The 25,716-nt window shown below is 69.1% G+C and carries 20 protein-coding genes and 3 CRISPR repeat arrays; of the genes, 12 read left to right on the forward strand and 8 right to left on the reverse strand.

Going from position 1 to position 25,716, the window contains the following annotated elements:
* Positions 1 to 50: 50 nt before the first annotated feature.
* Complete coding sequence (locus K2224_RS28625; RefSeq protein ID WP_221910097.1) at positions 51 to 1,217, forward strand: adenosine deaminase; 1,167 nt, start codon at positions 51 to 53, stop codon at positions 1,215 to 1,217.
* Here K2224_RS28625 and K2224_RS28630 read toward each other — a convergent pair.
* From K2224_RS28630 to K2224_RS41765, 6 genes are all read right to left on the reverse strand, one after another.
* On the reverse strand, positions 1,148 to 2,341 hold the full coding sequence (locus tag K2224_RS28630) for an NAD(P)-binding domain-containing protein (RefSeq protein ID WP_221910098.1): 1,194 nt from the start codon (positions 2,339 to 2,341) through the stop codon (positions 1,148 to 1,150). The two genes, K2224_RS28625 and K2224_RS28630, sit on opposite strands and share 70 nt — an antisense overlap.
* 81 nt (positions 2,342 to 2,422) lie before the next feature.
* The gene (locus K2224_RS28635; RefSeq protein WP_221910099.1) at positions 2,423 to 3,628 is read right to left on the reverse strand and encodes an LLM class flavin-dependent oxidoreductase; all 1,206 of its coding nucleotides are present in this window, start codon (positions 3,626 to 3,628) and stop codon (positions 2,423 to 2,425) included.
* Between the two features lies 1 nt (position 3,629).
* On the reverse strand, positions 3,630 to 4,700 hold the full coding sequence (locus tag K2224_RS28640; protein WP_221910100.1) for an ABC transporter substrate-binding protein: 1,071 nt from the start codon (positions 4,698 to 4,700) through the stop codon (positions 3,630 to 3,632).
* Positions 4,697 to 5,695, reverse strand: coding sequence for an ABC transporter ATP-binding protein (locus K2224_RS28645; protein ID WP_399020251.1), 999 nt, complete (start codon positions 5,693 to 5,695; stop codon positions 4,697 to 4,699). The genes K2224_RS28640 and K2224_RS28645 overlap by 4 nt, the downstream gene beginning before the upstream one ends.
* Positions 5,668 to 6,486 carry an ABC transporter permease gene (locus K2224_RS28650; protein WP_221910101.1) on the reverse strand — a complete coding sequence of 273 codons (819 nt, stop codon included), beginning with the start codon at positions 6,484 to 6,486 and terminating at the stop codon, positions 5,668 to 5,670. The genes K2224_RS28645 and K2224_RS28650 overlap by 28 nt, the downstream gene beginning before the upstream one ends.
* A 233-nt stretch (positions 6,487 to 6,719) precedes the next feature.
* On the reverse strand, positions 6,720 to 6,812 hold the full coding sequence (locus K2224_RS41765) for a putative leader peptide (protein WP_399020254.1): 93 nt from the start codon (positions 6,810 to 6,812) through the stop codon (positions 6,720 to 6,722).
* 191 nt (positions 6,813 to 7,003) lie between these two features.
* On the opposite strand from K2224_RS41765, the gene K2224_RS28655 reads away from it, so the two are divergent.
* The 11 genes from K2224_RS28655 (at position 7,004) to K2224_RS28705 (ending at position 24,328) form a co-directional block, all read left to right on the forward strand.
* On the forward strand, positions 7,004 to 7,426 hold the full coding sequence (locus tag K2224_RS28655; RefSeq protein WP_221910102.1) for a YjbQ family protein: 423 nt from the start codon (positions 7,004 to 7,006) through the stop codon (positions 7,424 to 7,426).
* Between the two features lie 84 nt (positions 7,427 to 7,510).
* The gene (locus K2224_RS28660; protein ID WP_260693536.1) at positions 7,511 to 9,034 is read left to right on the forward strand and encodes a recombinase family protein; all 1,524 of its coding nucleotides are present in this window, start codon (positions 7,511 to 7,513) and stop codon (positions 9,032 to 9,034) included.
* A gap of 90 nt (positions 9,035 to 9,124) precedes the next feature.
* Positions 9,125 to 9,793 (forward strand): hypothetical protein, encoded by a 669-nt coding sequence (locus tag K2224_RS28665; protein WP_221910104.1) that lies wholly within the window; start codon positions 9,125 to 9,127, stop codon positions 9,791 to 9,793.
* 416 nt (positions 9,794 to 10,209) lie between these two features.
* A CRISPR array of direct repeats spans positions 10,210 to 10,904; the repeat unit is 25 nt; unit sequence GCATCTCCGCCTGCGCGGAGCGGAC.
* 305 nt (positions 10,905 to 11,209) lie between these two features.
* A CRISPR array of direct repeats spans positions 11,210 to 12,758; the repeat unit is 29 nt; unit sequence CGGAGCATCTCCGCCTGCGCGGAGCGGAC.
* 202 nt (positions 12,759 to 12,960) lie between these two features.
* Positions 12,961 to 15,696, forward strand: a complete 2,736-nt coding sequence (cas3, locus tag K2224_RS28670; protein WP_260693876.1) for a CRISPR-associated helicase Cas3' — start codon at positions 12,961 to 12,963, stop codon at positions 15,694 to 15,696.
* Between the two features lie 124 nt (positions 15,697 to 15,820).
* On the forward strand, positions 15,821 to 17,551 hold the full coding sequence (casA, locus tag K2224_RS28675; RefSeq protein WP_221910106.1) for a type I-E CRISPR-associated protein Cse1/CasA: 1,731 nt from the start codon (positions 15,821 to 15,823) through the stop codon (positions 17,549 to 17,551).
* Positions 17,548 to 18,177, forward strand: coding sequence for a type I-E CRISPR-associated protein Cse2/CasB (casB, locus tag K2224_RS28680; protein WP_221910107.1), 630 nt, complete (start codon positions 17,548 to 17,550; stop codon positions 18,175 to 18,177). The genes casA and casB overlap by 4 nt, the downstream gene beginning before the upstream one ends.
* Positions 18,178 to 18,181: 4 nt before the next feature.
* Positions 18,182 to 19,369 carry a type I-E CRISPR-associated protein Cas7/Cse4/CasC gene (gene cas7e, locus K2224_RS28685; protein WP_221910108.1) on the forward strand — a complete coding sequence of 396 codons (1,188 nt, stop codon included), beginning with the start codon at positions 18,182 to 18,184 and terminating at the stop codon, positions 19,367 to 19,369.
* Positions 19,366 to 20,148, forward strand: coding sequence for a type I-E CRISPR-associated protein Cas5/CasD (gene cas5e / locus K2224_RS28690; RefSeq protein WP_221910109.1), 783 nt, complete (start codon positions 19,366 to 19,368; stop codon positions 20,146 to 20,148). The genes cas7e and cas5e overlap by 4 nt, the downstream gene beginning before the upstream one ends.
* Positions 20,149 to 20,158: 10 nt before the next feature.
* Positions 20,159 to 20,884, forward strand: a complete 726-nt coding sequence (gene cas6e, locus K2224_RS28695) for a type I-E CRISPR-associated protein Cas6/Cse3/CasE (protein WP_221910110.1) — start codon at positions 20,159 to 20,161, stop codon at positions 20,882 to 20,884.
* Between the two features lie 40 nt (positions 20,885 to 20,924).
* Positions 20,925 to 21,807: a CRISPR direct-repeat array (repeat unit 29 nt; unit sequence GTCCGCTCCGCGTCCGCGGAGATGCTCCG).
* Positions 21,808 to 23,704: 1,897 nt separating this feature from the next.
* Entirely contained in the window at positions 23,705 to 24,118 is a 414-nt protein-coding gene (locus tag K2224_RS28700; protein WP_221910111.1) for a PPOX class F420-dependent oxidoreductase, read from the forward strand.
* A 36-nt stretch (positions 24,119 to 24,154) separates the two neighbouring features.
* Positions 24,155 to 24,328 carry a hypothetical protein gene (locus K2224_RS28705; protein WP_221910112.1) on the forward strand — a complete coding sequence of 58 codons (174 nt, stop codon included), beginning with the start codon at positions 24,155 to 24,157 and terminating at the stop codon, positions 24,326 to 24,328.
* 97 nt (positions 24,329 to 24,425) lie between these two features.
* On the opposite strand, the gene K2224_RS28710 is transcribed toward K2224_RS28705, so the two are convergent.
* On the reverse strand, positions 24,426 to 25,205 hold the full coding sequence (locus K2224_RS28710) for a phosphotransferase family protein (RefSeq protein WP_221910113.1): 780 nt from the start codon (positions 25,203 to 25,205) through the stop codon (positions 24,426 to 24,428).
* A gap of 7 nt (positions 25,206 to 25,212) precedes the next feature.
* Positions 25,213 to 25,695 carry an NUDIX domain-containing protein gene (locus K2224_RS28715; protein ID WP_221910114.1) on the reverse strand — a complete coding sequence of 161 codons (483 nt, stop codon included), beginning with the start codon at positions 25,693 to 25,695 and terminating at the stop codon, positions 25,213 to 25,215.
* Between the last annotated feature and the right edge of the window lie 21 nt (positions 25,696 to 25,716).

Consider the following 25,716-nt stretch of genomic DNA (forward strand, 5'->3'; position numbering starts at 1 on the left):
GCCGGGATCCGGTCGCCGGGTGGCGGCGGGACGTGTCATACTCCCGCCCCATGACCTTGTCTGACAAGCTTCCGACGCAGTCCCCGCACGTCCTCGACCGGGAGCGGATCCGCCGCGCCCCGAAGGTGCTCCTCCACGACCACCTCGACGGCGGGCTGCGCCCGGAGACGATCATCGAGCTGGCCGCGGCCGTCGGCTACCGGAACCTGCCCACCACCGACCCCGCCGCGCTGGCCGTGTGGTTCCGGGACGCCGCCGACTCCGGCTCCCTGGAGCGGTATCTGGAGACCTTCGCGCACACCTGCGCCGTGATGCAGACCCGCGAGGCGCTGTCCCGGATCGCCGCCGAGTGCGCCGAGGACCTGGCCGCCGACGGCGTCGTCCACGCCGAGGTCCGCTACGCCCCCGAGCAGCACCTGGCCGGCGGGCTCACCCTCGACGAGGTCGTCGAGGCGGTCAACGACGGCTTCCGGGAGGGCGAGCGCCGCGCCGCGGCGGCCGGCCGCCGCATCCGGATCGGCACGCTGCTGTGCGCCATGCGGCACGCCGACCGCTCGCTGGAGATCGCCCGGCTCGCCGTCGCCCACCGCGACCGCGGTGTGGCCGGCTTCGACATCGCCGGCGGCGAGATCGGCAACCCGGCCGCCCGGCACGCCGAGGCCTTCGACTACCTCCGCGCCGAGGGCGCCCGGGTCACCGTCCACGCCGGCGAGGCGGTCGGCATGGAGTCCATCCACGAGGCGGTGCTGCGCTGCGGCGCCCACCGCATCGGCCACGGCGTCCGCATCACCGACGACCTCACCGTCGGCGCCGACGGCCGGGTCACCCTCGGCCGGCTCGCCTCCTACGTCCGCGACATGCGGATCGCCCTGGAGATCTGCCCGACCTCCAACCTCCAGACCGGTGCCGCCGCTAGCTACCCCGAGCACCCCGTCGACCTGCTCCGCCGGCTCGGCTTCCGGGTCTGCCTCAACACCGACAACCGCCTGGTCAGCGGCACCACCATGACCCAGGAGTTCGTGCACCTGCGGGACACCTTCGGCTACGGCACCGCCGAGCTGGAGGAGTTCACCGTCAACGCCGCCAAGGCCGCCTTCCTCCCCTTCGACGAGCGGACCGCCCTGATCAACGAGGTGATCCGCCCCGGCTACGCCCGACTGCGGGCGTCGGAGCTCGGCCGCGTCCCGATGGGGGAGACCGCCGCCCCGGCCGCGTAGCCGGCGCCCCCGACGAGGCCGTCGGCCGGGCGCGGGCCCGTAACGTCCGGGTCCGGGGTCCCGGCCAGCAGCCGCCGGATCTCCCGGACCGCGGCCCGGCCGGCCCGGTTGGCGCCGATGGTGCTGGCGGAGGGTCCGTAGCCGACGAGGTGCACCCGGGGGTCGCGCACCGCCCGGGTCCCGGCCATGCGGATGCCGCCGCCCGGCTCGCGCAGCCGCAGCGGCGCCAGATGGTCGACGGCGGCCCGGAAGCCGGTCGCGTAGAGCACCACATCGGCCTCCACACTCCGCCCGTCGTCCCAGGCCACCCCGTCCGGCGTGATCCGGTCGAAGAGCGGCAGCCGCGCAAGGACGCCGCTCTCCCGGGCCTGCCGGACCGCCTCGGTCATCGGCAGCCCGGTCACGCTGACCACGCTGCGCGGCGGCAGCCCCTGCCGGACCCGCTCCGCCACCAGCGCGACCGCGGCCCGCCCCTCGTCCGCGCCGAACGGCCCGGTGCGGAACACCGGCGGCCGCCGGGTCACCCAGGTCGTCGCCGCCGCGACCGGGGCGATCTCCAGCAGCTGCTGGACGGCCGAGGTGCCGCCCCCGACGACCACCACCCGGGCACCGCGGAACTCCTCGGGGCCGCGGTACTGCGCGCTGTGCAGCTGCCGTCCGCGGAAGCGCTCCTGCCCCGGGAACCGCGGCCAGAACGGCCGGTCCCAGGTGCCGGTCGCGTTGATCACCGCCCGCGCCGCGTACGTCCCCCGCGAGGTCTCCACCCGCAGCCGCCCGTCGCCGGCGTCCCGCACCGCGGTGACGCTCACCGGCCGGTGCACCCGCAGCCCGAACCGCCGCTCGTACGCCGCGAAGTAGCCGCCGATCACCTCGGCCGACGGCCGCGCCGGATCGGCGTCGGTCAGCGCCATGCCCGGCAGCGCGTGCATCCCGTGCACCTTGTCGTAGGTCAGGGTCGGCCACCGGAACTGCCAGGCACCGCCGGGGAGCGGTGAGTGGTCGAGGACGACGAAGTCGGCATCCGGCCGGTGGCCGGTGCGCCGCAGGTGGAAGGCGGCCGCCAGGCCCGCCTGTCCGGCGCCGATCACCACGACCTCGATCTTCCGCACCCCGGTGTAGTTCATGTTTCTACCAACTCGGGGTGGAGTCGGTATCTTCCCGCCGACCCCACCCGTCCCGGCCGCTTGCCGGGCCGGCCGCCCGGCTCAGCGCCCGCCGGACACCAGCAGTGGCGCACCACCGGGAGCCGAGGCCGGCCGCCCGTTCGCCGCCGGCACCCCGGCCAGCGGCGCCGGCCCGGCCGCCAGCAGCCCCCGCGCGGCCAGCTCCGGCCGGACCCCCTCGCCGAACCAGTACGCCTCCTCCAGGTGCGGATACCCGGACAGCACGAAGTGCTCGATGCCCAGCGCGTGGTACTCCTCGATCCGGTCCGCCACCTCCGCATGGCTCCCGACCAGCGCGGTCCCCGCACCGCCCCGCACCAGGCCCACGCCGGCCCACAGGTTCGGCGAGATCTCCAGCTTGTCGCGCGAGCCGCCGTGCAAGGCCAGCATCCGCTGCTGCCCCACCGACTCGCTCCGGCCCAGCGCCTGCTGCGCCGCGGCGACGGTGTCCGGATCGAGGTCGTCCAGCAGCCGGTCCGCGGTGGCCCACGCCTCCTTCGACGAGTCCCGCGAGAGGGTGTGCAGCCGGATCCCGAACCGGACCGTCCGCCCCTCCCGCTCCGCCAGCCCGCGAATCCAGTCGATCTTCTGCTGCACCTGCTCCGGCGGCTCGCCCCAGGTCAGATAGACATCGACGTTCCGCGCGGCCACCGGCCCGGCCGCCGCCGACGACCCACCGAAGAAGATCTCCGGCAGCGGATCCGGCGGCAGCGCCGTCAGCCCGCCCTCGACCTCGTAGTGCTCCCCCCGGAAGTCGAACGGCCGGCCGCTCCACACCCCCCGCACGACCTGGAGGAACTCGTCCGTCCGCGCATACCGCTGATCATGGCCGAGGTGGTCCCCGAACCGCTTCTGCTCGGTGGAGTCCCCGCCGGTCACCACGTTCAGCAACAGCCGCCCCCGCGAGACCCGCTGGAACGTGGCGGCCATCTGCGCGGCCAGCACCGGCGAGATCACCCCCGGCCGGAACGCCACCAGGAACTTCAGCCGCTCGGTGACCTGCGACAGCGCCATCGTCGTCAGCCAGGCGTCCTCGCACCACGTACCGGTCGGGGTGAGCACCGCCTCGAACCCCAACTGCTCGGCGGCTCCTGCGATCTGCGTCAGATACCCGACGTCCGGGGCGCGCACCCCGCTCACCGGGGTGATCCGGTCCCGCCGGACGCCCCCGTCGGTGTAGGCGTGCCGGTCGACGAGCGTCCGCCCGTCGCCGCCGGTCGGCAGGAACCAATGCAGGTGTACGGACATGTCACCGGGCCTTTCCGTAGATGCGCGGTGCCGTGCCCGAAGGCGGCAGACCGCTGTTGAAGCGGGGATCGACCAACTCCCCGAAGTCGAAGGAACGCGGGATCAGCTTCAGCGCCGCGAAGGTGTCCACGATGCGCTGCTCGGAGGCGACGGCGTCCTTGTCCACGGCCACCGGCACCGCCGTCCCCCGGGTGCGCCGGACCGCGTCCAGCGCCACCTTCTCCGGCATCCCGGTCGCCTTCGCCCAGACCTCCGCCCAGACCGCCGGGTGCCGGAACACCCAGTCCTGGGCCCGCCGCAGTCGCACCGTGTAGTCCTTCAGCGCCGCGGACTTCGCCCCGTCGGCCAGCGCGGCGGGCGCCGCCACCTGGAAGCTCAGCCCGTTCACCCGCCCCTGACCCGTCGTCAGCACCCGTGCGTCTGCCTGGTCGAGCGCCTGCGAGGTGTACGGGTCCCACACCGCCCAGGCATCGACCTTGCCCCGGGTGAACGCGGCCAGCGCGTCCGCCGGTTGGAGGAAGTTCAGCGTGACGTCCTTCGGCGACAGCCCCGCCGCGTTCAGCGACGCGACCAGCTGGTAGTTGGCCGAACTGCCCTGCGCCACCGCGATGGACCTGCCCTTCAGCTGCGCCGGGGACGTCAGCGGAGAGTCCTTCCTCACCAGGATCGCCTCACCGTCCGACCGGCTGTGGGACCCCGCGATCACCTTGATCTTCGAGTGCGCGGCCCCCGCGAACACCGGCGGGGTGTTGCCCACCGCCCCGACGTCCACCGCCCCCGCGTTGATCGCCTCCAGCAGCGGCGGCCCCGAGGTGAACGTCGACCACCTGATCGTGTACGGCAGACAGTCCAGCTCGCCCGCCGCCCGCAGCATCGCCTCCGAACCCCCCTTCTGATCCCCGACGTTCAGCGTCGTCGCCCCCTTCCCGTCGGTGTGTCCGCCGACCCCGCCCCCGCCGGCGCGCGCGGCACCCCCGCAGGCCGTCGACGCCAGGAGGAGGGGCAGCGCCGTCAACGCGAGGAGAACCCGACGACGACCGGGCGACCGGTGGGTGCTGGGTGCGGTTGTCATGGGGTGTCCGTTTCGCCGTGGGCGGGTGCCGGGGTGCGGTCCGCTGTTTCCGTATCGCTTGTTTCCGTTGTTTCCGTTGTTTCCGTATCGCCGTCGTGCGGCTGCGGCCTGCCGGCCGCCGGCTTCGTGTCGGCGTCTTCCGCCGCCTCCGTCACACCGTCCGCTCCGGCCACGCCCAGGCGGCCGAGCAGCCGGGTGCGCAGCGCCGCACACCGTGGGTCCGTGACATCCCGCGGCCGGGGCAGATCCACCGCCGTCTCGTAGGCGATCCTGCCGTCCTCCATGACCAGCACCCGGTCGGCCAGCAGCAGCGCCTCCTCCACGTCATGGGTGACCAGCAGCACCGCGCACCCGCGCTCCTGCCACAGCTCGGCCACCAGCCGCTGTGCCGTGATCCGGGTCAGCGCGTCCAACGCGCCGAACGGCTCGTCGAGCAGCAGCAGATCCGGGTCGCGCACGAGGGCCCGCGCCAACGACACCCGCTGCGCCTCACCGCCGGACAGCGTCTTCGGCCAGGCATCCACCCGACGCCCGAGGCCGACCTCCGCCAACGCCCGTTCCGCCACCGTGCGTTCGGCCCGACCGGGCAGTCCCAACACCACGTTCCGCCAGACCCGTTTCCAAGGCATCAGGCGCGGTGCCTGGAACGCCACCGCCCTGCGTCGCGGCACCAGCACCTCACCCTCGATCTCCCGATCGAGCCCCGCGAGCACCCGCAACAGCGTCGACTTCCCACACCCACTGCGCCCGAGCAGCGCAACGAACTCACCTTTCTCGACGCGCAGTCGAAGCCCGTCGACCACCCGCCGCCCGGCGAACTCCCGCACCAGCCCGTCCACCCGCACCGCACCACCGGCCACCGCCGCCGACGGCGAGGGCGCGGGCGACGGGGGCGGGTCGGACCACGTGGACGACGCGGACGACTGGACAGTGGTGGGCGTGAGGGACGCGCCCACGCCGAGGGGGCTCACTGCCCCGTGAACGTCGGTCGCCACTGCAACAACAGCCTTTCGAGCGTACGGACAAGGAAATCGGCGAGCAGCCCGAGAACCGCGTAGACCACCAGACACACGACGATCACATCGGTACGGAAGAACTCCCGTGCCTGGTTCATCAGGAAGCCCAGCCCGTCGTCGGCGTTGACCTGCTCACCGAAGACCAGCGCCAGCCAGGCAGTGGCCAACGCGTACCGCAGCCCGGTCATGACACCGGGCAACGCCCCGGGCAGTACCACATGCCGGATCAACCCCCACCGCCCCAGCCCGAGCGACGTTGCGGCCTCCACCAACTGCGCGTCCACACCCCGGATCCCGGCGTACACGTTCAGATAGAGATGGAACGCCACCCCGACCGCGATCAGCGCGATCTTCGGCGCCTCGCCGATTCCCAACCAGATGATGAAGAGCGGGACCACCCCCACCCAGGGAATCGACCGCAACATCTGCACGGTCGCGTCGACCAGGTCCTCACCCAGCCGCGAGAGCCCCGAGACCAACGCCAGCCCGACCCCCGCCAGCCCGCCCGACACCAGCCCCACAACGACCCGTTGCAGCGACACCCCCATCGCCGACGGCAACGTCCCGTCCGCCAGCATGCCGCCCGCCGTACGGGCGATGTCCACCGGCGACGCCAGCAGGTCCGCCGACAGCACCCCGCTGCCGCTCAGCAGCTGCCACACCACGACCAGCCCGACCGGCCCCACGGCCCGCCGTACCCACCGCGGCACCCTCCACCGCCGCCCCGAGACAGGCACCACCCGGGACAACTCCACAGCCCCACCACTCATCGACAACCCCAGACATAGAGGATCCAGGTACCCGGCCCCGAGCCACACGACGCCAGTCGGCGCATCCCGCCCGGACGCAGACACACCCGTACGCACCCGAACGCCCGCGGACACCCGCCGGCGCAACGCCCGACCCCGGCCCAGCAGGGACCCTCAGCGAACCCCACAGAAACCGAGCATCACGGAACCGAGCATCACGGAACCGAGCCGAACCGCCTGGAACGAAACGAACGTCAGCAACAGCGGCCGCGGTGACAACACGCGGCAGACGCCACCCGCAGCAGGTCGATGTGACCGCGCGTGGTGAGCAGGGCTGACGTAGACATGCCGACGAACGTAGCGCCGCCCGCAGAGCCGGTCAAACCCCCGTCTCGTCCCCCGGACCTTTGTTACCGCAACATTGACCGGCCATGACGTGGTGGCGGTCGGGACTGTCTGGCGTTCGTGTGCGGCCCGGCCGGCGAAGCGTCCCGCGCACCTCCGGGGTCCACCCCCTCCCCTTTGCGAAAATCGCCCCATGGCTGCAACCTTCACGACACGAGAAATCGACGTACACACCGGCACCACGGAGACCGTCCACGACCTGACCCGTGACTGCGTCGCCTTCCTGCGCGACGTGGCCCGGGGCCGCGACGGCCTGCTGAACGTCTTCACACCCCACGCAACGACGGGCGTCGCCCTCCTGGAGACCGGCGCCGGCAGCGACGACGACCTCCTCGCCGCACTCCACGACCTCCTCCCGGCCGACGACCGCTGGCACCACCGCCACGGCACCCCCGGTCACGGCCGCGACCACGTCCTCCCCGCCCTCGTCCCCCCACACGCCACCCTCCCGGTCCTGTCCGGCACCCTCACCCTCGGCACCTGGCAGTCGGTATGCCTGGTCGACACCAACATCTCTAATGTCAACCGTAAGGTTCGACTGAGCTTCCTAGGCTGACCAAGATCGTCCTGGGGGTGGCCGCGAAATCTCCGTACCCTGCGTGCCCGAAACGGAGAAGCTTTGCGCGGTACGGACCTGAACATGATCGAACGCCCCTATGACGGATGCGGCAAGTGCCTGCTTGGCGTGCGGCGGCTGTCCCGCATGAAGCTGGCCACATCGTCCCCGGAGCGCCAACGGGAGGACGTTCTGACTGCCGCCGCATCTGTCGGCGGCCACATCATCGGCTGGGCCGACGACTGGGAGGTGTCCGGAGCCACGGACCCGATGACCCGGCCCAAGCTCGGCCCGTGGCTGCGTGACGAGAGGGGCCCATACGACGGCCTCGTCGCCGCAGCCGTGGACCGGCTCGGCCGCAATGTCGTCGACTGCCTGAACACCGGCTACAAGATGCGCGACGAGGGAAAGCTACTCGTCACGTATGGTCACGACGGCCCGTGGGATCTCGACGACCAGGTGGACGAGAACCGCTTCACCATGGAGGCGTGGGGTGCGCAGATGGAACTGCGTGCCATCCAGCGCCGGAACCGCAACGCCACCGTCAAGACGCGTGCTGCCGGACGCCCCAAGGGCAAGCCCTCGTACGGTTTCCGCTACGTCCGGGTGGTGATGGGCGGCAAGATCGACCACGTCGAACTGCACCCGCACGCCTCGACCGTGATCAGGCTCGTCGCTCGTCGCATCCTGGCCGACCCTGAGCACAATACGCCCAGCAGCGAGGCGGCTCGATTGAACCGTGCTGGTGAGTTGGCCCCCGTCGATCACTTGGCCGTGATGTACGGGAAGCCGTCACGTGGCCGGCCGTGGCACCCGACGAGCCTGAAGAACATCCTTCTCTCTGAGGCGGCGCTGGGCTACTTGATGCACAGCGGCAAGCCCGTCATCGATCAGGAGGGCAACCCCGTACGTCTCTGCGAGGGCCTGTGGGACCGGGCGACGCATGAGGCGTTGAAGAAGGCTCTCACCGCCAAGGAGACGCCATGGAAGGGGCGCCGATCGAACCGCAGCTATCTGCTGACGGAGATGGCGCTTTGCGGGCAGTGTCACCACAGGCTGTTCACGCAGACCTCTGCCGATGCGCCGCCGCGCTACGCGTGCACGGCCCGGAACAAGGGGTGGCTGAGCGCACAGGACTGCCGCCCCGCGCCCCTGATACGTGACCATCTCCTGGAGGAGTATGTAGAGGAATGGTTCCTGCAGAACTTCGGCGATGGCGCGATCTTCGAGACCGTCTACGACCCCGGCAATGGGGTGCCGGAACGCATAGCTGAAGTACAGGCGACGCGGGAGCGATTTCGGGCGGACCGCGAGGCCGGTCTGTACGACGATGCCGACGACGCGCAGTGGTTCCGGGAGCGGTACGCCGCGTTGGGGCGCGAACTGGCGGCCCTGGAGGCCGAACCGCGGCGTTCGCCCGGCATGGTCCAGCGGCCAACCGGAGAGACGGTCGCAGACCGCTGGGACAAGGCGCTCGATGTCCAGGCCCGAAAGGAGATCCTCATGGACTTCGGCGTCCGGGTCACCCTCTTCCCAGCCGGGGCTCCGGTCCGCTTCGTAGCCGGCATCATGCATGGCCCGGAACGAAATCCGTCTGGTGCTCCGTAGCTGAGGCCACTACACGATAATCCCGGCTTCGCCTAACCCTGGTTTTCTTTGACCATCGGACCCTGACTCGTGATCGTGTGTAGGGGTGACATGGTGGCTGAAGGTATTGGATCCGGGACGATCGTTGGCCGATTCCGGGCCGAGGAAGAACGGCAAGATGGGCAACCCGTGGCTTGCCCGGGATGGCTGCTGACGACACAGGGCGAAGAGGTGGCAGCACTGGTGACTGGGCTCTACGGCGGACGTCCTCGAAGCTGCAACCGGAAACCGGGAACCTTTGAAGTGGTGCTGGAAAAGGACGCGATCGCGGTGACTGTCGATGGCCCATCGTCTGTGATCAATCACCTGGTGTTGGGGGAGCGGCACGATCCAATCCATGTCTGTAACGGATCCGCCTTCCTCGCGCCGATGGATAGCGTCGGTCATCCGTGCGGCTGCCCTGAGTCGGCGTTCGCGCGTAAAGCGGCAGCCCGGTCCGGTCGCGGCCCCAAACCGGATGCTCGTCTCACATTTCGGCTCGCGGCGGCTCCGGATGCGGGTTTGTTCGGCCTCTCGTCGTCTTCGTGGACGTTTTACGAATCATTGAGTGCCGCAGCCGATGCCATGGAGCGTGCCAACGCCAAGGCGCGGATGGAGATACGTCTGCAACGCAAGGTTGTCACAACGAGGTCCGGGATGACTGTCAGCTATGTGCACCCAGCCTTCTCGATCGTGGAACGGGAATCCGCTGCGCCGGGAGATCTGCAGCTTGCGGCGTGAACTCGGAGAAGTCGGCTCAGCATTCAGTTAATCATGGGCCCGCAGGCTTTCAGCATGCGCTGAACTGGTGTCTTAGGCCCTGACGTGCCCATGGAGACGTGATGTCGGTGGGGTGTTGGCCTGTTCCCGGCGTATAGGCCGGTCTCTTCCGCCCCACCTGGGACTTCATCCCGGAAAGGGCCTCTGACCTGCATCGGAGGCTCTTTCCGGCCTTTCACGCGCTTGCCGCTTTGGGCAGCCGAAAGTCCCTCGAAAGTCCCTCTGGCAGAGCTGAAAGTCCCTGAAAAATCCCAGAGCTGGGTGGTCACCGGAGGCGTCTGAGCAGCCGCTCCACGGGGGTACCCACGCTGATGATGTAGTTGCGTGCCACCCAAGGCGCTGCCCCTCTGGAAGCGGGGTGGACAGGTCTGTCGGCGCTAACTCTGCCTGAGCGGAGCGGACCCCACAGCGATATCCATCGTGCCATCGCCGCCGGTACATCTCCGCCTACGCGGAGCAGACCAGTACGGCCGCATCGCCGACGGCTCGAAGTTCGGAGCATCTCCGCCTACGCGGAGCGGACGCGGCGTCGGGATCACGGATGCGGCGGATAGCCGGAGCATTTCCGCCTACGCGGAGCGGACTCTGCCCACAGGTTGGTCTGCGTGCCCTCCCGCGGGGCATCTCCGTCTACGCGGAGCGGACCCGGTGTGCACGGTGACGCCCTGAGCCCTGTCCGGAGCATCTCCGCCTGCGCGGAGCGGACCGTCATGTCAGCCGTGACGAAGAACAGCTCGGCGGCGCATCTCCGCCTGCGCGGAGCGGACGACGACGTGCTGGGGTACACCATGAGCACCTTCGGCGCATCTCCGCCTGCGCGGAGCGGACAGCTTCGTCATTACCCCGCCGACGCCGCCCATCGGCGCATCTCCGCCTGCGCGGAGCGGACGATCTCCCTGAGCCTGCCGTGGCCGGACTGGCGGGCGCATCTCCGCCTGCGCGGAGCGGACCCCCAGCACGGTACTGGCGAACACCCGGTGGTCGGCGCATCTCCGCCTGCGCGGAGCGGACAGGGCTTCATCGACGCGATGCTGCGCGAGGACCGGCGCATCTCCGCCTGCGCGGAGCGGACCCTTTGGGGCCTGCGCTTTTGTGGGGTCTTTGCTCTTTCGTTATCAAGGTGCGTGTGGGTCTGTGCCGGGTGCTGTGTGGCATCGGCTGGCTTGTTCACGGTAGCGCTGTTTGCCGGGCGGTTGGCACGGGTGGTGCCTTCGGGGCGGGGTGTCAGTGGTGGCCGGTAGGACTGTGGGGGTCTGGGAGGAGGCTGCGGGATAGCTCGTGTTTGATGCCGTCCGCGAGGGCGGAGGGCAGGTAAAACTCTCCGCACGCGCGGAGCTGGCATGGCTATGCCCCTGCTGTTGGACCGAGCCTCCGGATCATTTCCGCAGACGCGAAGGACACCGGTCGTGACTGGGGGCGACCCAGGTCTCGGATGGAGCATCTCCGCGTACGCGGAGCGCCCTACCCGACGATGGGGCCGCTTTCGTCCCCGACCGGAACATCTCCGCGTATGCGGAGCAGAATCCTGGAACAGGCCCGGCTTGAGGTAGCGCTGTGGAGCATCTCCGCCGGCGCGGAGCGGACTCGGTGAGCACGCAGTTGGAGAAACCCAACGGCGGCACATCTCCGTCTGCGCGGAGCCAGCGCCCATTCGCCCTCGCCACTCTCCTTCTGTTCCGGAGAATCTCCGCATGCGCGGAGCGGACTACGACACGGTCGTCGTCTCGCCGCTCTCCGCCGGTACATCTCCGCCTGCGCGGAGCCGACCTTTGCCTGGAGAAAGCGCGCGACGTACGGCGCGGCACATCTCCGCCTCCGCGGAGCGAACCAGCCCGGGCTGGGCGGGCTCGGCCAGCACGTACGACACATCTCTGCCTTCACGGAGCGAACGAGGCGGTGCGTGTGAGGAACAGTGCGCCGACCGGCGCATCTCCGTCTGCGCGGAGCGGGCACGGTTCCCCCGCGCAGGACATGGCGCACCACCGGCACATCTCCGCCTGTGCGGAGCGGACAGAAGCCGAATTGGGGAGGGTGGCATGGACAACGGCACATCTCCGCCTGCGCGGAGCGGACTTCTCCGAAGAGGAGGCCGACGAGATCGACTTCGATACATCCCCGCCTGCGCGGAGCGGACCGAGTCTCGGTGCACGGCGGCACGCCCCCGTACGGTACATCTCCGCCTGTGCGGAGCGAACCGAACCCGGATGTTCCGCAGCACTGCGGCGGCTGGCTCATCTCCGCCTGCGCGGAGCGGACAGGGCCGACCATCATGCGCCGGTTGACCGTCGACGGCACATCTCCGCCTGCGCGGAGCGGAATTCGCCGCGAGTTCCAGCAGCACGCCGGAGTCCGGAACATTTCCGCGTGCGCGGAGCGGACATCCGAGCCTCGGCGGATTCGTGCCCATTCCGCAGAGCACCTCCGCATGTGCGGAGCGGGCGTCACGAACGACAGGCCGATGCTGCGACCCCGCGGAACATCTCCGCCTGCGCGGAGCGGACTCGGGCGTTATCAGGGCGGCGCGGACGCGCTGCGGCGCATCTCCGCCTTCGCGGAGCGGACCGAGTCTCGGTGCACGGCGGCACGCCCCCGTACGGTACATCTCCGCCTGCGCGGAGCGGACACGATGCGCAACCCGCCCATTGCCGCCGACACCGGAGCAACTCCGCCTGCGGAGCGGACGTCTGTGCGGTCTCGCCGTAGACGCTGTGGTCCGGAGCATCTCCGCCTGCGCGGAGCGGACGCCCAAATCGATCACCTCATGGAGGTGAGGAGCGGAGCATCTCCGCCTGCGCGGAGCGGACTCAAGGGATCCTCTGAGTACTGGCAATCACCACGGAGCATCTCCGCCTGCGCGGAGCGGACCACAACTTCTACGCCCGTAATGAACCTGGTGACGGAGCATCTCCGCCTGCGCGGAGCGGACCCTTCGCGGCCTGCGCTTTTGTGGGGTCTTTGCTATTTCGTTATCAAGGTGCGTGTGGTGCGGTGCCGGTGCTGTGTGGCGTCGGCTGGCTTGTTCACGGTAGCGCTGTTTGCCGGGCGGTTGTCGCGGGTGGTGGCTTCGGGGGCGGGGTGTCAGTGGTGGCCGGTAGGACTGTGGGGAGTCTGGGAGGAGGCTGGCGTTGGTGGTTTCGGAGTTGGGGCGGCTGTTGTGGGCGAAGACATGGCGTAAGGGGTGGGGGCGTGAGGTACCTCCTGGTGCGTCGTGGCATTCGCTGATCGCGCATGTGTGGGACAGCGGACATGCAGGTGGATGGCTGTGGGATCACCTCTTGGCGGAGCGGGTACGCCGGCTTCTGGCCGATGATCTAGACGGGTGCGGGGAGTCGGCGCGGGCGCGTTTGTCGTGGCTGGCGGCTGATCACGACCTGGGCAAGGCGACGCCTCCCTTTGCCGGGTTGGATGGGCAGCGGCGTGCTGATCTGGTGGCCGCGGGTCTGGCCGTCGATCTGTCCGTGAAGGGCGTACTCCCGCACGGATGGTTGTCCGGGCGCCTGGTGTACGAGTTCCTCTGCGATGACGGGTGGGATCCTGCTGCAGCCGAGTTCGTGGCCCTGACCTTGGCCGGACATCACGGCATCTTCCCCGGTGTGGGCTGGCTGGGGGAGAGGGTGAAGCCGAAGCGTCGTGGGACGGGGGCGTGGAAGCCGTTGCAGGCCGAGGTCCACGAGGCGGCCGTCATGGGTAGCGGAGCTGCGCGGTACCACGAGGAGTGGAGCAGGAGCTTGCCGTCGGTGGCGGCGCAGTTGGTGCAGGCCGGCGCTGTGACGTTGGCGGACTGGCTGGCCAGCAACGAGGATCTCTTCCCCTACGAGGGCCGGCTTCCGGACGGCTACCTGGACACGTCCGCCTCCCGCGTGGGACGCGCCGGCGAGGTCATGGGAGTACGGGCGGCTTGGACGCCCGACTCCGCCAGCGTGAGGATGGGCGCCCAGGGGTTGTTCGGCTCACGTTTCGAGGTGACGGCGCCTCGGGATGTGCAGAGGGCGGTTTATGAGTTGGCGTGCTCGGTGACCGGGCCGGGCTTGATGTTGATCGAGGCGCCGATGGGGGAGGGGAAGACCGAGGCAGCCTTGGGGGCGGCGGAGGTGCTTGCCGCTCGACTGGGTGCCAACGGCGTCTTCTTCGGGCTGCCGACGCAGGCCACGGCGAACCAGATCTTCCGCCGGGTGCTGAAGTGGCTGGAGCGGCAGGGTGCTGATACGACGGTGGCCCTTGCGCACGGCAAGGCGGCCCGGCAGGAGGACTACCGGGCGCTGCTGCACGCCGCTGTGGAGGCGGAGGGGTGTGGTGCGGGCGCGGTCGGCTCGAAGTGGATTCTTGGGCGCTATCGGGCGCTGTTGGCGCCCGTGGTGGTGGCCACCGTCGATCAGCTGCTGCTGGCGGGGCTGGCTTCTCGGTATGTGTCGGTGCGGATGCTGGGCCTGGCCGGCAAGGTCGTGGTCCTGGACGAGGTGCACGCCTACGACGCCTACATGTCGGGTCTGCTGCACGGAGTGCTGGCGTGGCTGGGGGCCTGCGGAGTGCCGGTGGTCTTGTTGTCGGCGACGCTCCCGGCCAAGCAGCGCGCCGAACTGGTGCAAGCGTATGCCGGACGTCCTACGGAGGTGATGGACGATGCCGTCTATCCGCGTCTGACCTGGGTGGACGCTCCCGCCACGGCGGGCGAGGGGGAGTCGCCGTGGGTCGTTGCGGCGGCGACGGACCGCCGGCTGCCGGTGAAGGTGGCGATGTTGCCGGAGCCGGACGTGACCACGGTCGCCGACGAGGCGAAGAAGCTGGTGGCGGGTGGGGGTTGCCTGCTGGTCATCCGCAACACGGTCGCTCGCGCACAGGAATTGGCTGAGGAGTTGAGGCGTGCGTTGGGCGTTGAGGCGGTCACGCTCATGCATGCCCGGTTCACGGTGGCAGACCGCCGGCGGCTGGAGACCGGGTTGGTGGAGCGGTTCGGGCCTGAGGGTACGCGGCCGATGCCGCACGTCGTGGTGGCCACCCAGGTGGTCGAGCAGTCCCTCGATGTCTCCTTCGACGGACTGATCACCGACCTGTGCCCGATCGACCTGCTGTTCCAGCGGATCGGCCGTGAACACCGCCATCCGGCCGTCAGTCGACCACAGTTGATGAGGGATGCTCGGGTGGTGGTGGCCGGTTACCAGGACCGTCCGTGCGCGCCCCCACAGGTGCCCAGGGGATCGCGCACGGTCTACGGGGAGCATCTGCTGTGGCGCACCGCTGCGGCACTGCGCGATTGTGCGACGTTGGAGTTGCCCGGGGATATCCCGAGGCTCGTCAACCGCGTCTATGGCACCGAGACGCTGGGGCCGGACTCCTGGCAGGAGGAGCTGGCCGCCGCCGCGCAGGCGGACGAGGACAAGCGGGAGCGGATGGCCGACCAGGCCCGGCAGATCGCGCTGAAGAATCCGCACGCCGTGGAAACCCTGGCGGATCTGCACGATGTCGGCGCGCTCAGTGGCGATGACGACGAGAACACCCCGCAGGTGCAGGCGCTGGTCCGGCTCGGCCAGCCTTCGCTGGAGGTCATCTTGCTGCGCGCCGGAGATACCGATGGGACGGCCTTTCCTGTCTCCCAGGGCGCGGAGGGATCGGTGCCGCTGGACCGGTTGCCGGAGCCGGCGGTGGTCGAGAGGGTCCTGGACCAGGCGATCCGGCTTCCGGGTTGGTCGGAGAGGCTGACGGACGCAGCTCAGGAGGCCGCTTTCACGCCAGAAGCGTGGAAGGGCTCTGCGTGGCTCGGCTCGGTCCGGGTCCTGCTGCTGCCCGCCGACGGGCGGGCTCTGCGGCTGGGAGGGCAGAGCCTCACGTATTGCCCGCGGGAAGGGCTGACGGTCAGCGCAAGCTGATTCAGGCCAGGTTTGTGCAGGTCAGCACGCGTTGTCAGTGGGGGGCTGTAGGTATGGAGCTGGAGCCGGGCGCCAACCGCTGTGCGGCGCCAGGTGTCCCGTCATGCCTACGTGGTGGAGCGTTATGGAATTCAATCTGGTCGACGACGACTGGCTCCCGGTCGTCTTCACGGACGGCAGCGCGGGGGAGGTCTCCCTGCGCGAGGTGCTGGTGCGCGCCCGCGAGGTACGCAGTCTGGCCCTGGATGTCCCGTCGCAAGTGCCGCCGGTGGTGCGGTTGTTGCTCGCCATCGTGCACTCTGCTCTGGATGGGCCGGTAGACGAGAAGCAGTGGCAGACCTGGTGGGACAAGGCTGCCTTCAACGAAAGGCTGATCAACTCCTATCTCGATGAGCACCGTTCACGGTTCGGGTTGTTCGACGCAACGGCGCCGTTCATGCAGAGCGGAGGGCTGCAGGCGCTGAACGGGAAGACGAAGACCGCGGCCCTGCTCGTGCCGCACGTGGCCAGCGGCAACAACGTGCCCTTGTTCTCCGCCGAACGCGATGCTCGGCCTGATGCGTTGAGTCCGGCGCAGGCGGCGCGGTGGTTGCTGCACGCCCACGCTTGGGACACCGCGGCGATCAAGACCGGTGCCGTGGGCGATGAGAAGGCCAAGGCCGGCAAGACGACCGGCAACCCCGTCGGAGCACTGGGCCAGTTGGGCGTGATCATGCCCATGGGGCCGACCTTGTGGCACACCCTGATGTGCAACCTGCTGCCGACCGGGGCAACGACCGGGGCTGAAGGTGACCTTCCGGTGTGGGAACGCCCGCCGCTATCGGGCCAGTGGGCCGAGCGGATGCCCAAGGGTCGACTGGATCTCTATACCTGGCCCGCGCGCCGCATCCGCCTGATCCCCGAACCGGACGCCGAGCTGCCCGGCGGGATCGCAGTGCGGCAGGTGGTGGTGTGCGCCGGGGACCGGATCGCGCTGAGCACAGGCCAAGAGCTGCGCGGCTGGATGAGCAGCGAGCCGCACTCGTCGTGGAAGCGCAGCGAGAACCTGGAGCGCAAACGCAAGTTCCCGCTGGTGTACTGGCCAGTGCGGCACCGCGTCGAGCGGCAGCTGTGGCGCGGACTCGCCCCTTTGCTGGCGCGAGCCGAGCTGCCCTCCACCACGGCTGCTAGGGATGCCCCCACCCTGCGGGGCCCGGCAATGCTGGCTCAACTGGGCACCCGAGAACGGCTGTCGGCGCTGAAGGGAATGCCGCTGCGCGTCTTGGCGGTCGGCTTCGAATACGGCAACCAGAGCGCGGTGATCGACGAAGCCTATGGCGATGAGCTGCCGCTGCCCATCGCGGTGTTCTCGGCCCAGGACGACGACTGGCGTGATGCCGTACTGGACGCGGTGGCGGCAGCGGAAGGCGCCGTGCGAGCCCTGGCGTATTTGGCGGAGAACCTCGCAGTGGCCTCGGGCTGCCGTCGCTCGGAAGAGGGCCTACTGGCCGGTCATCGGGAGCGAGCCCGCGAGACGGCCTACGCCGAGCTGGACGCACCCTTTCGACGCTGGCTCTCCTCCCTGACCGACGATGACGCTGATCCGGACGAGGCCCTGGACCGGTGGGCACGCGAGGTGCGGCAGATCATCCGCGGCCAGGCCCGCGAACTGCTCGCCTCCACCTCCCCGGCCGCCTTCCACGGTCAGGTATCCGGCGAGGGCGATGACGCCCAGGTCATGGACGCCTTTCTCGCCGAGATCTTCTTCCACCGCGCCTTGCACAAGGCCCTGCGCGAGCTCTTCACCGAAAGCGACGCCGGCGACGACACCGACGGCCCCGATGACGACCCCACCGACCTGGAGAACCCCGAGTGACCACCACAGCCTCTGAGCGACGTAAAGAGGGCGATCCTCCGCCCTGGCACAGCCGACTCGCTGAGCAGCTCAAGAAGATCGACCGCGACCCGGCTCTGGCCGCTGCCTGCCGACGGGGCCGCAATACCGAGCCGCTCGACGAAATCGACATGCACGAGCCGATCACTTACGTGCTGGAAGGCGACCAGGACACAGAACTCGCCCAGTACGTCCCGCTGTGGCAGCGCGAGGCCGTGACCGCGGCCGCACACCACAGTCTGGCGCTCTACGCCTGCCACGTGCAGTCGAAGTCCGTCCCCATGCACCGGCGCGGCATCTCCCTGGGCACCGCCGCCCGCAAACTGCAGACACAGATGCCCTCCAAGGACGGCGCCTCCCAGCGCTTCCGCGCCGCGCTCAGCGCCGACTCAACGACCGAACTCACCACCCACCTACGCTTTTTGATCTCACTGCTGCGCACCTACGACATCGCGCTGGACTACGTCGCCCTCACCGACGCCCTGGCGACCTGGGACCAGCCCGAACGACGCCAGGCACTGGTACGCCACTGGGGCATGGACTTCCGCCGCACCCTACCCAAGATCACCCCGACCGACAGCAACGCGACCGACTCGCCCAAGGAGTAGCGCTATGGCCTTCCTCGACATCCACATCCTGCAGAACGTGCCCCCCTCCAACATCAACCGCGACCAGGACGGCAGCCCCAAAACCGCCCGCTTCGGCGGCGTCAAGCGCGCCCGCGTCTCCTCCCAGGCATGGAAGCGCGCCACCCGCACCGCCTTCGAGGCCGACGGCGTCCTCGCGGGCGAAGACGCCGTCCGCACCCGCCAGCTGCCCCAGATGATCGCCGACCAACTCGCCGAGCGCGCACCGGACCTCAAGGACAAGGCCGACGCCATCGGCATGGCAGCAGCCACCGCGATGTTCAAGGTCGCCGCCAAGAAGCCCAAGAAGAAGGGCGACGACGGCAAACCGGTCGAAGAGCGCCCAGTCACCGAATACCTGCTCTTCCTCGGCCGCACCCAGATCAACAAAGTCGTCGACACCCTCGCCGCACACACGAAAGCCCTCGCCGACGCGAAGACCGACAAGGACCTCTCCGAGCTCGTGGCCGACCTGGGCCTCAAGGAGCTGGGGGTGACCGCTCACCCCGGTTCCGTGGCCCTGTTCGGACGGATGGTCGCCAACTCCCCCGACACCGGAGTGGACGCCGGCTGCCAGGTCGCCCACGCCATCTCCACCCACGAGGCCATCACGGAATTCGACTACTTCACCGCCGTCGACGACGAGCAGAAGGACGACAACAAGGGCGCCGGCATGATCGGCTCGCTCGAATTCAACTCCGCCACCCTCTACCGCTACGCCACCATCGACCTGCGCACCCTGCACAGCAACCTCGACCAGCACGACGAGAGCACCCTGAAGTCCGCACTCGGCTTCATCCGCGCCTTCGCCACCAGCATGCCCACCGGCAAGGCCAACACCTTCGCCCACCACACCCGGCCCGAAGTCATCGTCCTGAGCCTGCGCAAGGACCGACCCGTCAGCCACGTCGACGCCTTCGAACGCCCCGTCCCCCGCACCAGCGAGGGATACCTCGCAGCCTCCGCCACCACGCTGTTCGCACACATGGCGGACGCCGACGAGCAGTGGGGCGACACCCCGGCCTGGACCGCCGCCCTCTACCCCTCCGCCCTCCAACAGCAGTCCGCCGACGACAGCGAATCGAAGCTCCCGCCGCGCGTCACCTGGAAGACGGCTCTAGAGCAGGCGGAAGAGGCTCTGACGAAGGCCGTCGCAGAGGCGCGGACCAAGTGAGCGTCCTGACCATGCGGCTGGCCGGACCACTGCAGTCCTGGGCCATCAACAGCCGGCACAACATCCGCACCACCCTGCCCTACCCCAGCAAGTCGGGCATCGTCGGACTCCTGGCCGCCGCCTGCGGCATCCCACGCGACGGAACCCCCTCACAAACCACCGACGTCACCCTGGCGCAGCTGACCGCCCTGCGCCTGGCGGTCCGCGTGGACCAGCCCGGACAACTGCTGGTCGACTACCACACCGTCAGCGGCGCCTCCCACGCCCCGACCGAACCAGCACGCCAACGCCTACCCACCGCAGACGACGGAAGCCTGCAAGCCAAGGACTCCACCAAGATCACCCGCCGGCACTACCGCACCGACGCCATCTTCACCGCCTACCTCGAAGGCGACCCCGACCTGCTGGTCAAGGCTGCCCACGCCCTGCGCCGGCCCCGCTTCCCGCTCTTCCTCGGCCGCCGCTCCTGCCCACCCAGCAAACCCCTCTTCCTCAGCTTCGAGCACCACAGCGACCTCGACCACGCCCTGCGCACCACCACCTGGCAAGCCGGCGCACACGAGATCGCCCGCCACCGCGCACGGGGACACTCCAGCGTCCTACTGGACACAGTCACCGAAGACCCGGCCGGCACCGACGTCCTCCAGGACCAACCCCTCGCCTCCGCACCGCCCTTCCGCCACCGCTACACCGAACGACCCATCCGCCACGGACACATCACCCTGCCCCTATCCACGGATACCCCCACCGCCCACGACCCCTTCGACCTGCTCGGCTGACAGGACCGCCATGTACCTCACCCGCGCCTACCTCAACCCCCGCCGCCAAGGCGCCATCAAACTCCTCGGCAACCCACGCGCCCTCCACGCCCTGATCATGGGCTGCTTCCCCGACCAACCACCCACACCTCCCGGCCAAACCCCGCCCCGCATCCTGTGGCGCCTGGACACCGACGACACCCGCCGCCCCACCCTGTGGACCGTCTCACCCACCCGCCCCGACTACACCCAACTCATCGAAGACGCCGGCTGGCCCGCCGCCGAGACGCCCCAATGGGAAAGCAAGCCCTACACCCCACTCCTGGACCGCATCGAAACAGGACAGCGCTACGCCTTCCGCCTCACCGCATCCCCCACCTACCGCACAGCCGCCCCCTCACCCGACCAACGAGGCCGCCGCCTCCCCCACACCACCGCACGCCACCAACTGCGCTGGCTCGTCGACAAAGCACCCAAACACGGCTTCACCATCTCCCCGGCCGGCACACCTAACGACATCGGACCTGACGGCGAAATCCCCCTCCAGCTCCAGCTCCGCCACCGCGGCAAGAACACCTTCGGCAAACACGACCACAACAACAAACCCATCCGCGTCGCCCTCACCACCGCCACCTACGAAGGAGCACTCGACGTCACCGACCCCAACGCCCTCCGCACCCTCCTCACCACCGGCATCGGCCAAGGCCGCGCCTACGGCTGCGGACTCCTCACCCTCGCCCGCCTCCCGGCACGGTAAAGAACCCGCAAACCATGTGGAACGTTGCAGGTCACGAAGAGTCCGCTCCGCGTCCGCGGAGATGCTCCGCTTGGTGACGGCCGCGTCGAGTAGGCGCTGGTGTCCGCTCCGCGTCCGCGGAGATGCTCCGTCGCGGTGCGGGGTGTTGCCGTGTAGCAGTCCGTCCGCTCCGCGTCCGCGGAGATGCTCCGTCTCGCAGGGAATGGAACGCTGGGGAACCTGTGTCCGCTCCGCGTCCGCGGAGATGCTCCGAAAAATTGAAGCCGCCGAAGTCGTCTGGCTCGGTCCGCTCCGCGTCCGCGGAGATGCTCCGGTCCACGGTGCAGTCGCACGCCCGCCGTCTCGGTCCGCTCCGCGTCCGCGGAGATGCTCCGTCGAGGATCAGCCCCTTGTAGGGCATGCTGTTGTCCGCTCCGCGTCCGCGGAGATGCTCCGCGGAAGGTTGTCCATCAAACCGGGGCAATTTCGTCCGCTCCGCGTCCGCGGAGATGCTCCGTACCACTCCTCGGCGCCGCACCCGCGGATCCCGTCCGCTCCGCGTCCGCGGAGATGCTCCGCAATGACAAATTCGAACGAAGAGGCTGACGTCGTCCGCTCCGCGTCCGCGGAGATGCTCCGACGCTGGTGTCAACGCCGGGAGTGGTGACGGTGTCCGCTCCGCGTCCGCGGAGATGCTCCGGCCGGCGGCTGGGATTTGCTCGGGTTCGAGTGGTCCGCTCCGCGTCCGCGGAGATGCTCCGACCTGGCGACGGCCGCAGTCCACCTCATTGAGGTCCGCTCCGCGTCCGCGGAGATGCTCCGGTCCACCGGCTGGAGGAATTGCTGCTGAAGGCGTCCGCTCCGCGTCCGCGGAGATGCTCCATCACTCGTGGTAACAGCCGAGCCCCCGACATGGTCCGCTTCACGTCTGTGGAGATGTGCCGTTCGAGGTGCGAATCATGGGAATGACGCAGATGTCCGCTCCGCTCCCGCGGAGGTGCTCCGAAGGAACGGGGCGCGCTGATCACGCACCTAGTTTCCGCTCCGCGTCTGCGGAGATGCTCCGCCGATTGCTATCTGGTCACCAGGTTGTATCGGGTCCGCTTCGCGTCCGCGGAGGTGCTTCTTCCTTGGGGTCGGAGAACCAGAGGATGACGTCGTCCGCTCCGCGTCCGCGGAGATGCTCCCGGGTCCCGGGTGAGGATGCGGAGTTTGACCGCGTCTGCTCCGCGTCCGTGGAGATGCTCCGGAATGGCCCGAGGACCACGGCGACTGACCAACGGCCGCTCCGTGTCCGCGGAGATGCTCCGTCCTCCAGACCGATCACTCTGAGGAACTGGCCGTCTGCTCCGCGTCCGTGGAGATGCTCCGACAATGAGCTGGCCGGGCTGGAGATCGCCTGTGTCCGCTTCGCGTGTGCGGAGATGCTCCGGCGAACAGGACACCGTTCATTGTGCCGGTGAAGTCCGCTCCGCGTCCGCGGAGATGCTTCGGGCATCCTCTACGACTGCCGTGAGGCTGAACGGTCCGCTCCGCGTACGCGGAGATGCTCCGCCGAGTTCCACGAACGTGTTGCCACTGGGTCGTCTGCTCCGCGTCCACGGAGATGCTCCGGTCATCCGCGGGGTATCGGAGGGCGCGATCACGCCCGCTCCGCGTCCGCGGAGATGCACCATCGACCGGTGACCCACGCCGTGTGTTCCTTGGGTCTGCTCCGCGTTCGCGGAGATGCTCCGAAGGTGTTCGGCATCAGCCACACGACGCGCTGGTCTGCTCCGCCTACGCGGAGATGCTTCGTCCATGCGTTCGGCGAGTTCGATGGCTATGGAGTCTGCTCTGCGTCCGCGGAGATGCTTCGACGATGTAGTCCACTGCCTGCTCAGGGCGGAGGTCCGCTCCGCGTCCGCGGAGATGCTCCGCGGTTGAGCGCTCAGCTCCTCTTGTCCAAGAAGTCCGCTCCGTGTCTGCGGAGATGCTCCGACGGGTCCGGGCTCGTACTCGGCGCCGCCGACGTCCGCTCCGCATCCGCGGAGATGCTCCGGCGACGCAGACGGCCCGGGGGTAGTGCGGCTGGTCCGCTCCGCGTACGCGGAGATGTGCCGCGGTCCGATCAGCCGGTCCTCATGCGGGTCAGGTCCGCTCCGCGCAGGCGGAGATGTGCCGACGATGTCGGCGGTGGGCACGGGTCCGCGTCCGTCCGCTCCGCGCAGGCGGAGGTGTGCCGGCGCCGGCGACGTCGTCTCGTGTGCGGGTGACGTCCGCTCTGCGCAGGCGGAGATGTGCCGTCGACGCTCGCCATGGACTTCGTTCGCACCGTGTCTGCTCCGCGCACGCGGAGATGCTCCGTACAGCTGGTGCACCAACGGAAATCACTGGCTGTCCGCTCCGCGTCCGCGGAGATGCTCCGGCCCAGGGCAGCCGGACGACGATTTGTGCGGCGTCCGCTCCGCGTCCGTGGAGATGCTCCGGACGGCTCCTCCGGGAACGCGGGAGTCGGCGGGTCCGCTCCGCGTTCGCGGAGATGCTCCGGCAAAGTACGTGCTGCGGGCGGTGGAGGCGGGGTCTGCTCCGTGTCTGCGGAGATGTTCCGGCGATGTGGAGCCTCGTCGCCGACACAAAGCGGTCCGCTCCGCGCCCGTGGAGAGGTTCGGGAACAACAAGGGCGGCTGCGCCGACTGGCGTTGTCCGCTATGCGTCCGTGGAGATGCTTCGCCCCGGCCTTCGGTAGGGTCCCGGAGTGTGCGGTCTGCTCCGTGTTCGCGGAGATGTCTAAACCAAGAGAGATCGACCTGTTTGAGCGGATTCCACATGCCTCCGGCATCGTCCGCAGAAGGACGTGTCATGACCAGCGCGACCCCCGTACCCCCGCCGCCACACGAGGACTTCTGGGAGGAGCACCGGACCTGTTTCCTTACGACAACACGCCCCAATGGCACTCCGCACCTTGTCCCCGTGGGGGTGACCTACGACCCGGCAACCCGCATTGCCCGCGTTATCAGCAGTGGCACGAGCAAGAAGGTCCGCAATATCCGCGCCGCCGGCCAAGGGGCCCGCGTCGCGGTCAGTCAGGCCGAGGGCCGACGTTGGTGCACCCTCGAAGGCACCGCGATTGTCAAAGATGATCCAGAGTCTGTAGCCGACGCCGAAGCGCGCTACGCCCAGCGGTACAAGACCCCGCGCCCCAATCCCGAGCGAGTCGTCATCGAGATCACCGTTACCCACGCCATGGGTACTGCCAAGCCTCCTGGCTGGTAACTCCGAGAGGTTGGCGCCTACGTCAACATCGTGCAGGTGACCTCCGACGGTGTGGTGGACACGGTTGACGAGCTGTTCCACGGGCGCTGGCTGGTGCTGTGTCAGGGCACGAAGAATCTGACGGCGGTCGAGGTGGCGGACTCCGCCCGTGACCTGGACACCGGGGTAGTCCTGGACGCGGCCTACACGACAGCCCGGCGACTGAGCTGATTTTCCTGAAGGTTTCTGACGGGTGTGCCGCATTCCGTAGGTTGGGGTCGAGCAGAAGTCTCCGCTTCGCTTGGGAAATCTTCCCGGTGTGTCTTGCTCACCTCCGTCTGAGCAGCCTCCTGGTCGCCCGCTCCCGTACGGCGGGGTCTGTGCTCAGCGTGGCGTCGGCGAACAGATGGATCTGCCAGTACAGGTGGAGTCGACTCTCGGTGGTGGGTTCCTGCTGGTTGGTGAGGGCGAGTACGGGTGTGGGGTCGTCGAGGTCGAGGCGTACGGCGAGGCGGGCGAGGTCGGACCGCTGGTCGCCGAAGATGGCCAGCTCCCAGTCGATGAGCAGTCGGGATCCGGCGGGTTCACTGAGGAGGTGGCTCGGTTGTAGGTCGTGATGGAGCAGTACTGGCTGGGTGGCGATGTCGCTGGCGTCGACTTGTTGGTGGAGGAGTCGGGCCGTGGAACGCAATTCCGGGGCGGCTGCTGAGTACGCGTGCAGACGGTCGTGGAGGTAGTCGGTCCAGCGGTGGTGTTGTCCGGCGCCGGCGAGGCGGCCGAAGTGGGTGCCGGGGATGCAGTGGATGGCGGCCAGCGGTTCGGCGAGTTCCGTCAGGAACCGGTCGATGGGCACAGGCTTCGCGTGAAGTACGCTCTGGGCGGTCCATGGAGAGGTACTGCTGCCGCTGGACGTGGCGAATAGCTGCGGAGCTGGGGCATGATGCCGGGCCAGGAGGCGGAGAGCGGCAGCTTCGTTGGCGCCACGGTTTGCGTCGCCGTAGTGCTTGAGGATGTACGGCGTGGGTCCGTCCACCGACCAGACGCGGTTGGCCTGGCCGGTGGTGACCTCGCGGGCGTTGGGTGGGACGCGGCCGTCTATGCCGTGCATGGCGCGGTCAGGCTACGTCGCCGAGGTAGGTGTCGGGCAGCTTGGGCGCCTCGGCGAGGGTGGCGATGGGCTGGCGGATGGCGTGCGGCAGCAGGTTGATGGCGGGGATTTGGCCCAGCGGTACCCATTCCAGGCCGGTCTGCACCTCATCCTGGGCGTGGCCGCCGAGTGGGCCGGGATCGCTGGTGGGGGTGCACAGGAAGATCGCTTCGATGCGGTGGGTGTTGGCTTCGCTTACGGGGTGGTCGTGGTGGGCGCCGATGTATTCACGGAGCCAGAGCAGCCGCTCGACGGTGACGGACAGGCCGGTTTCCTCGTCGACTTCGCGGCGGACCGCGTCGCCGAGAGTCTCCCCGGGGTGTTGGCCGCCTCCCGGGAGGAAGTAGCACTCCTGGTCTTCCCAGACCGCACGCATGAGGAGGACTTGGCCGTGGTGGAGGATGACGGCTTTGGCGGACGTGCGGATTTCAGGGGTGGCGGGTTCGGTCACCTTCTGGTCCAACTTCCTTGT

The sequence above is a fragment of the Streptomyces sp. BHT-5-2 genome (assembly GCF_019774615.1).
Classification (GTDB): domain Bacteria; phylum Actinomycetota; class Actinomycetes; order Streptomycetales; family Streptomycetaceae; genus Streptomyces.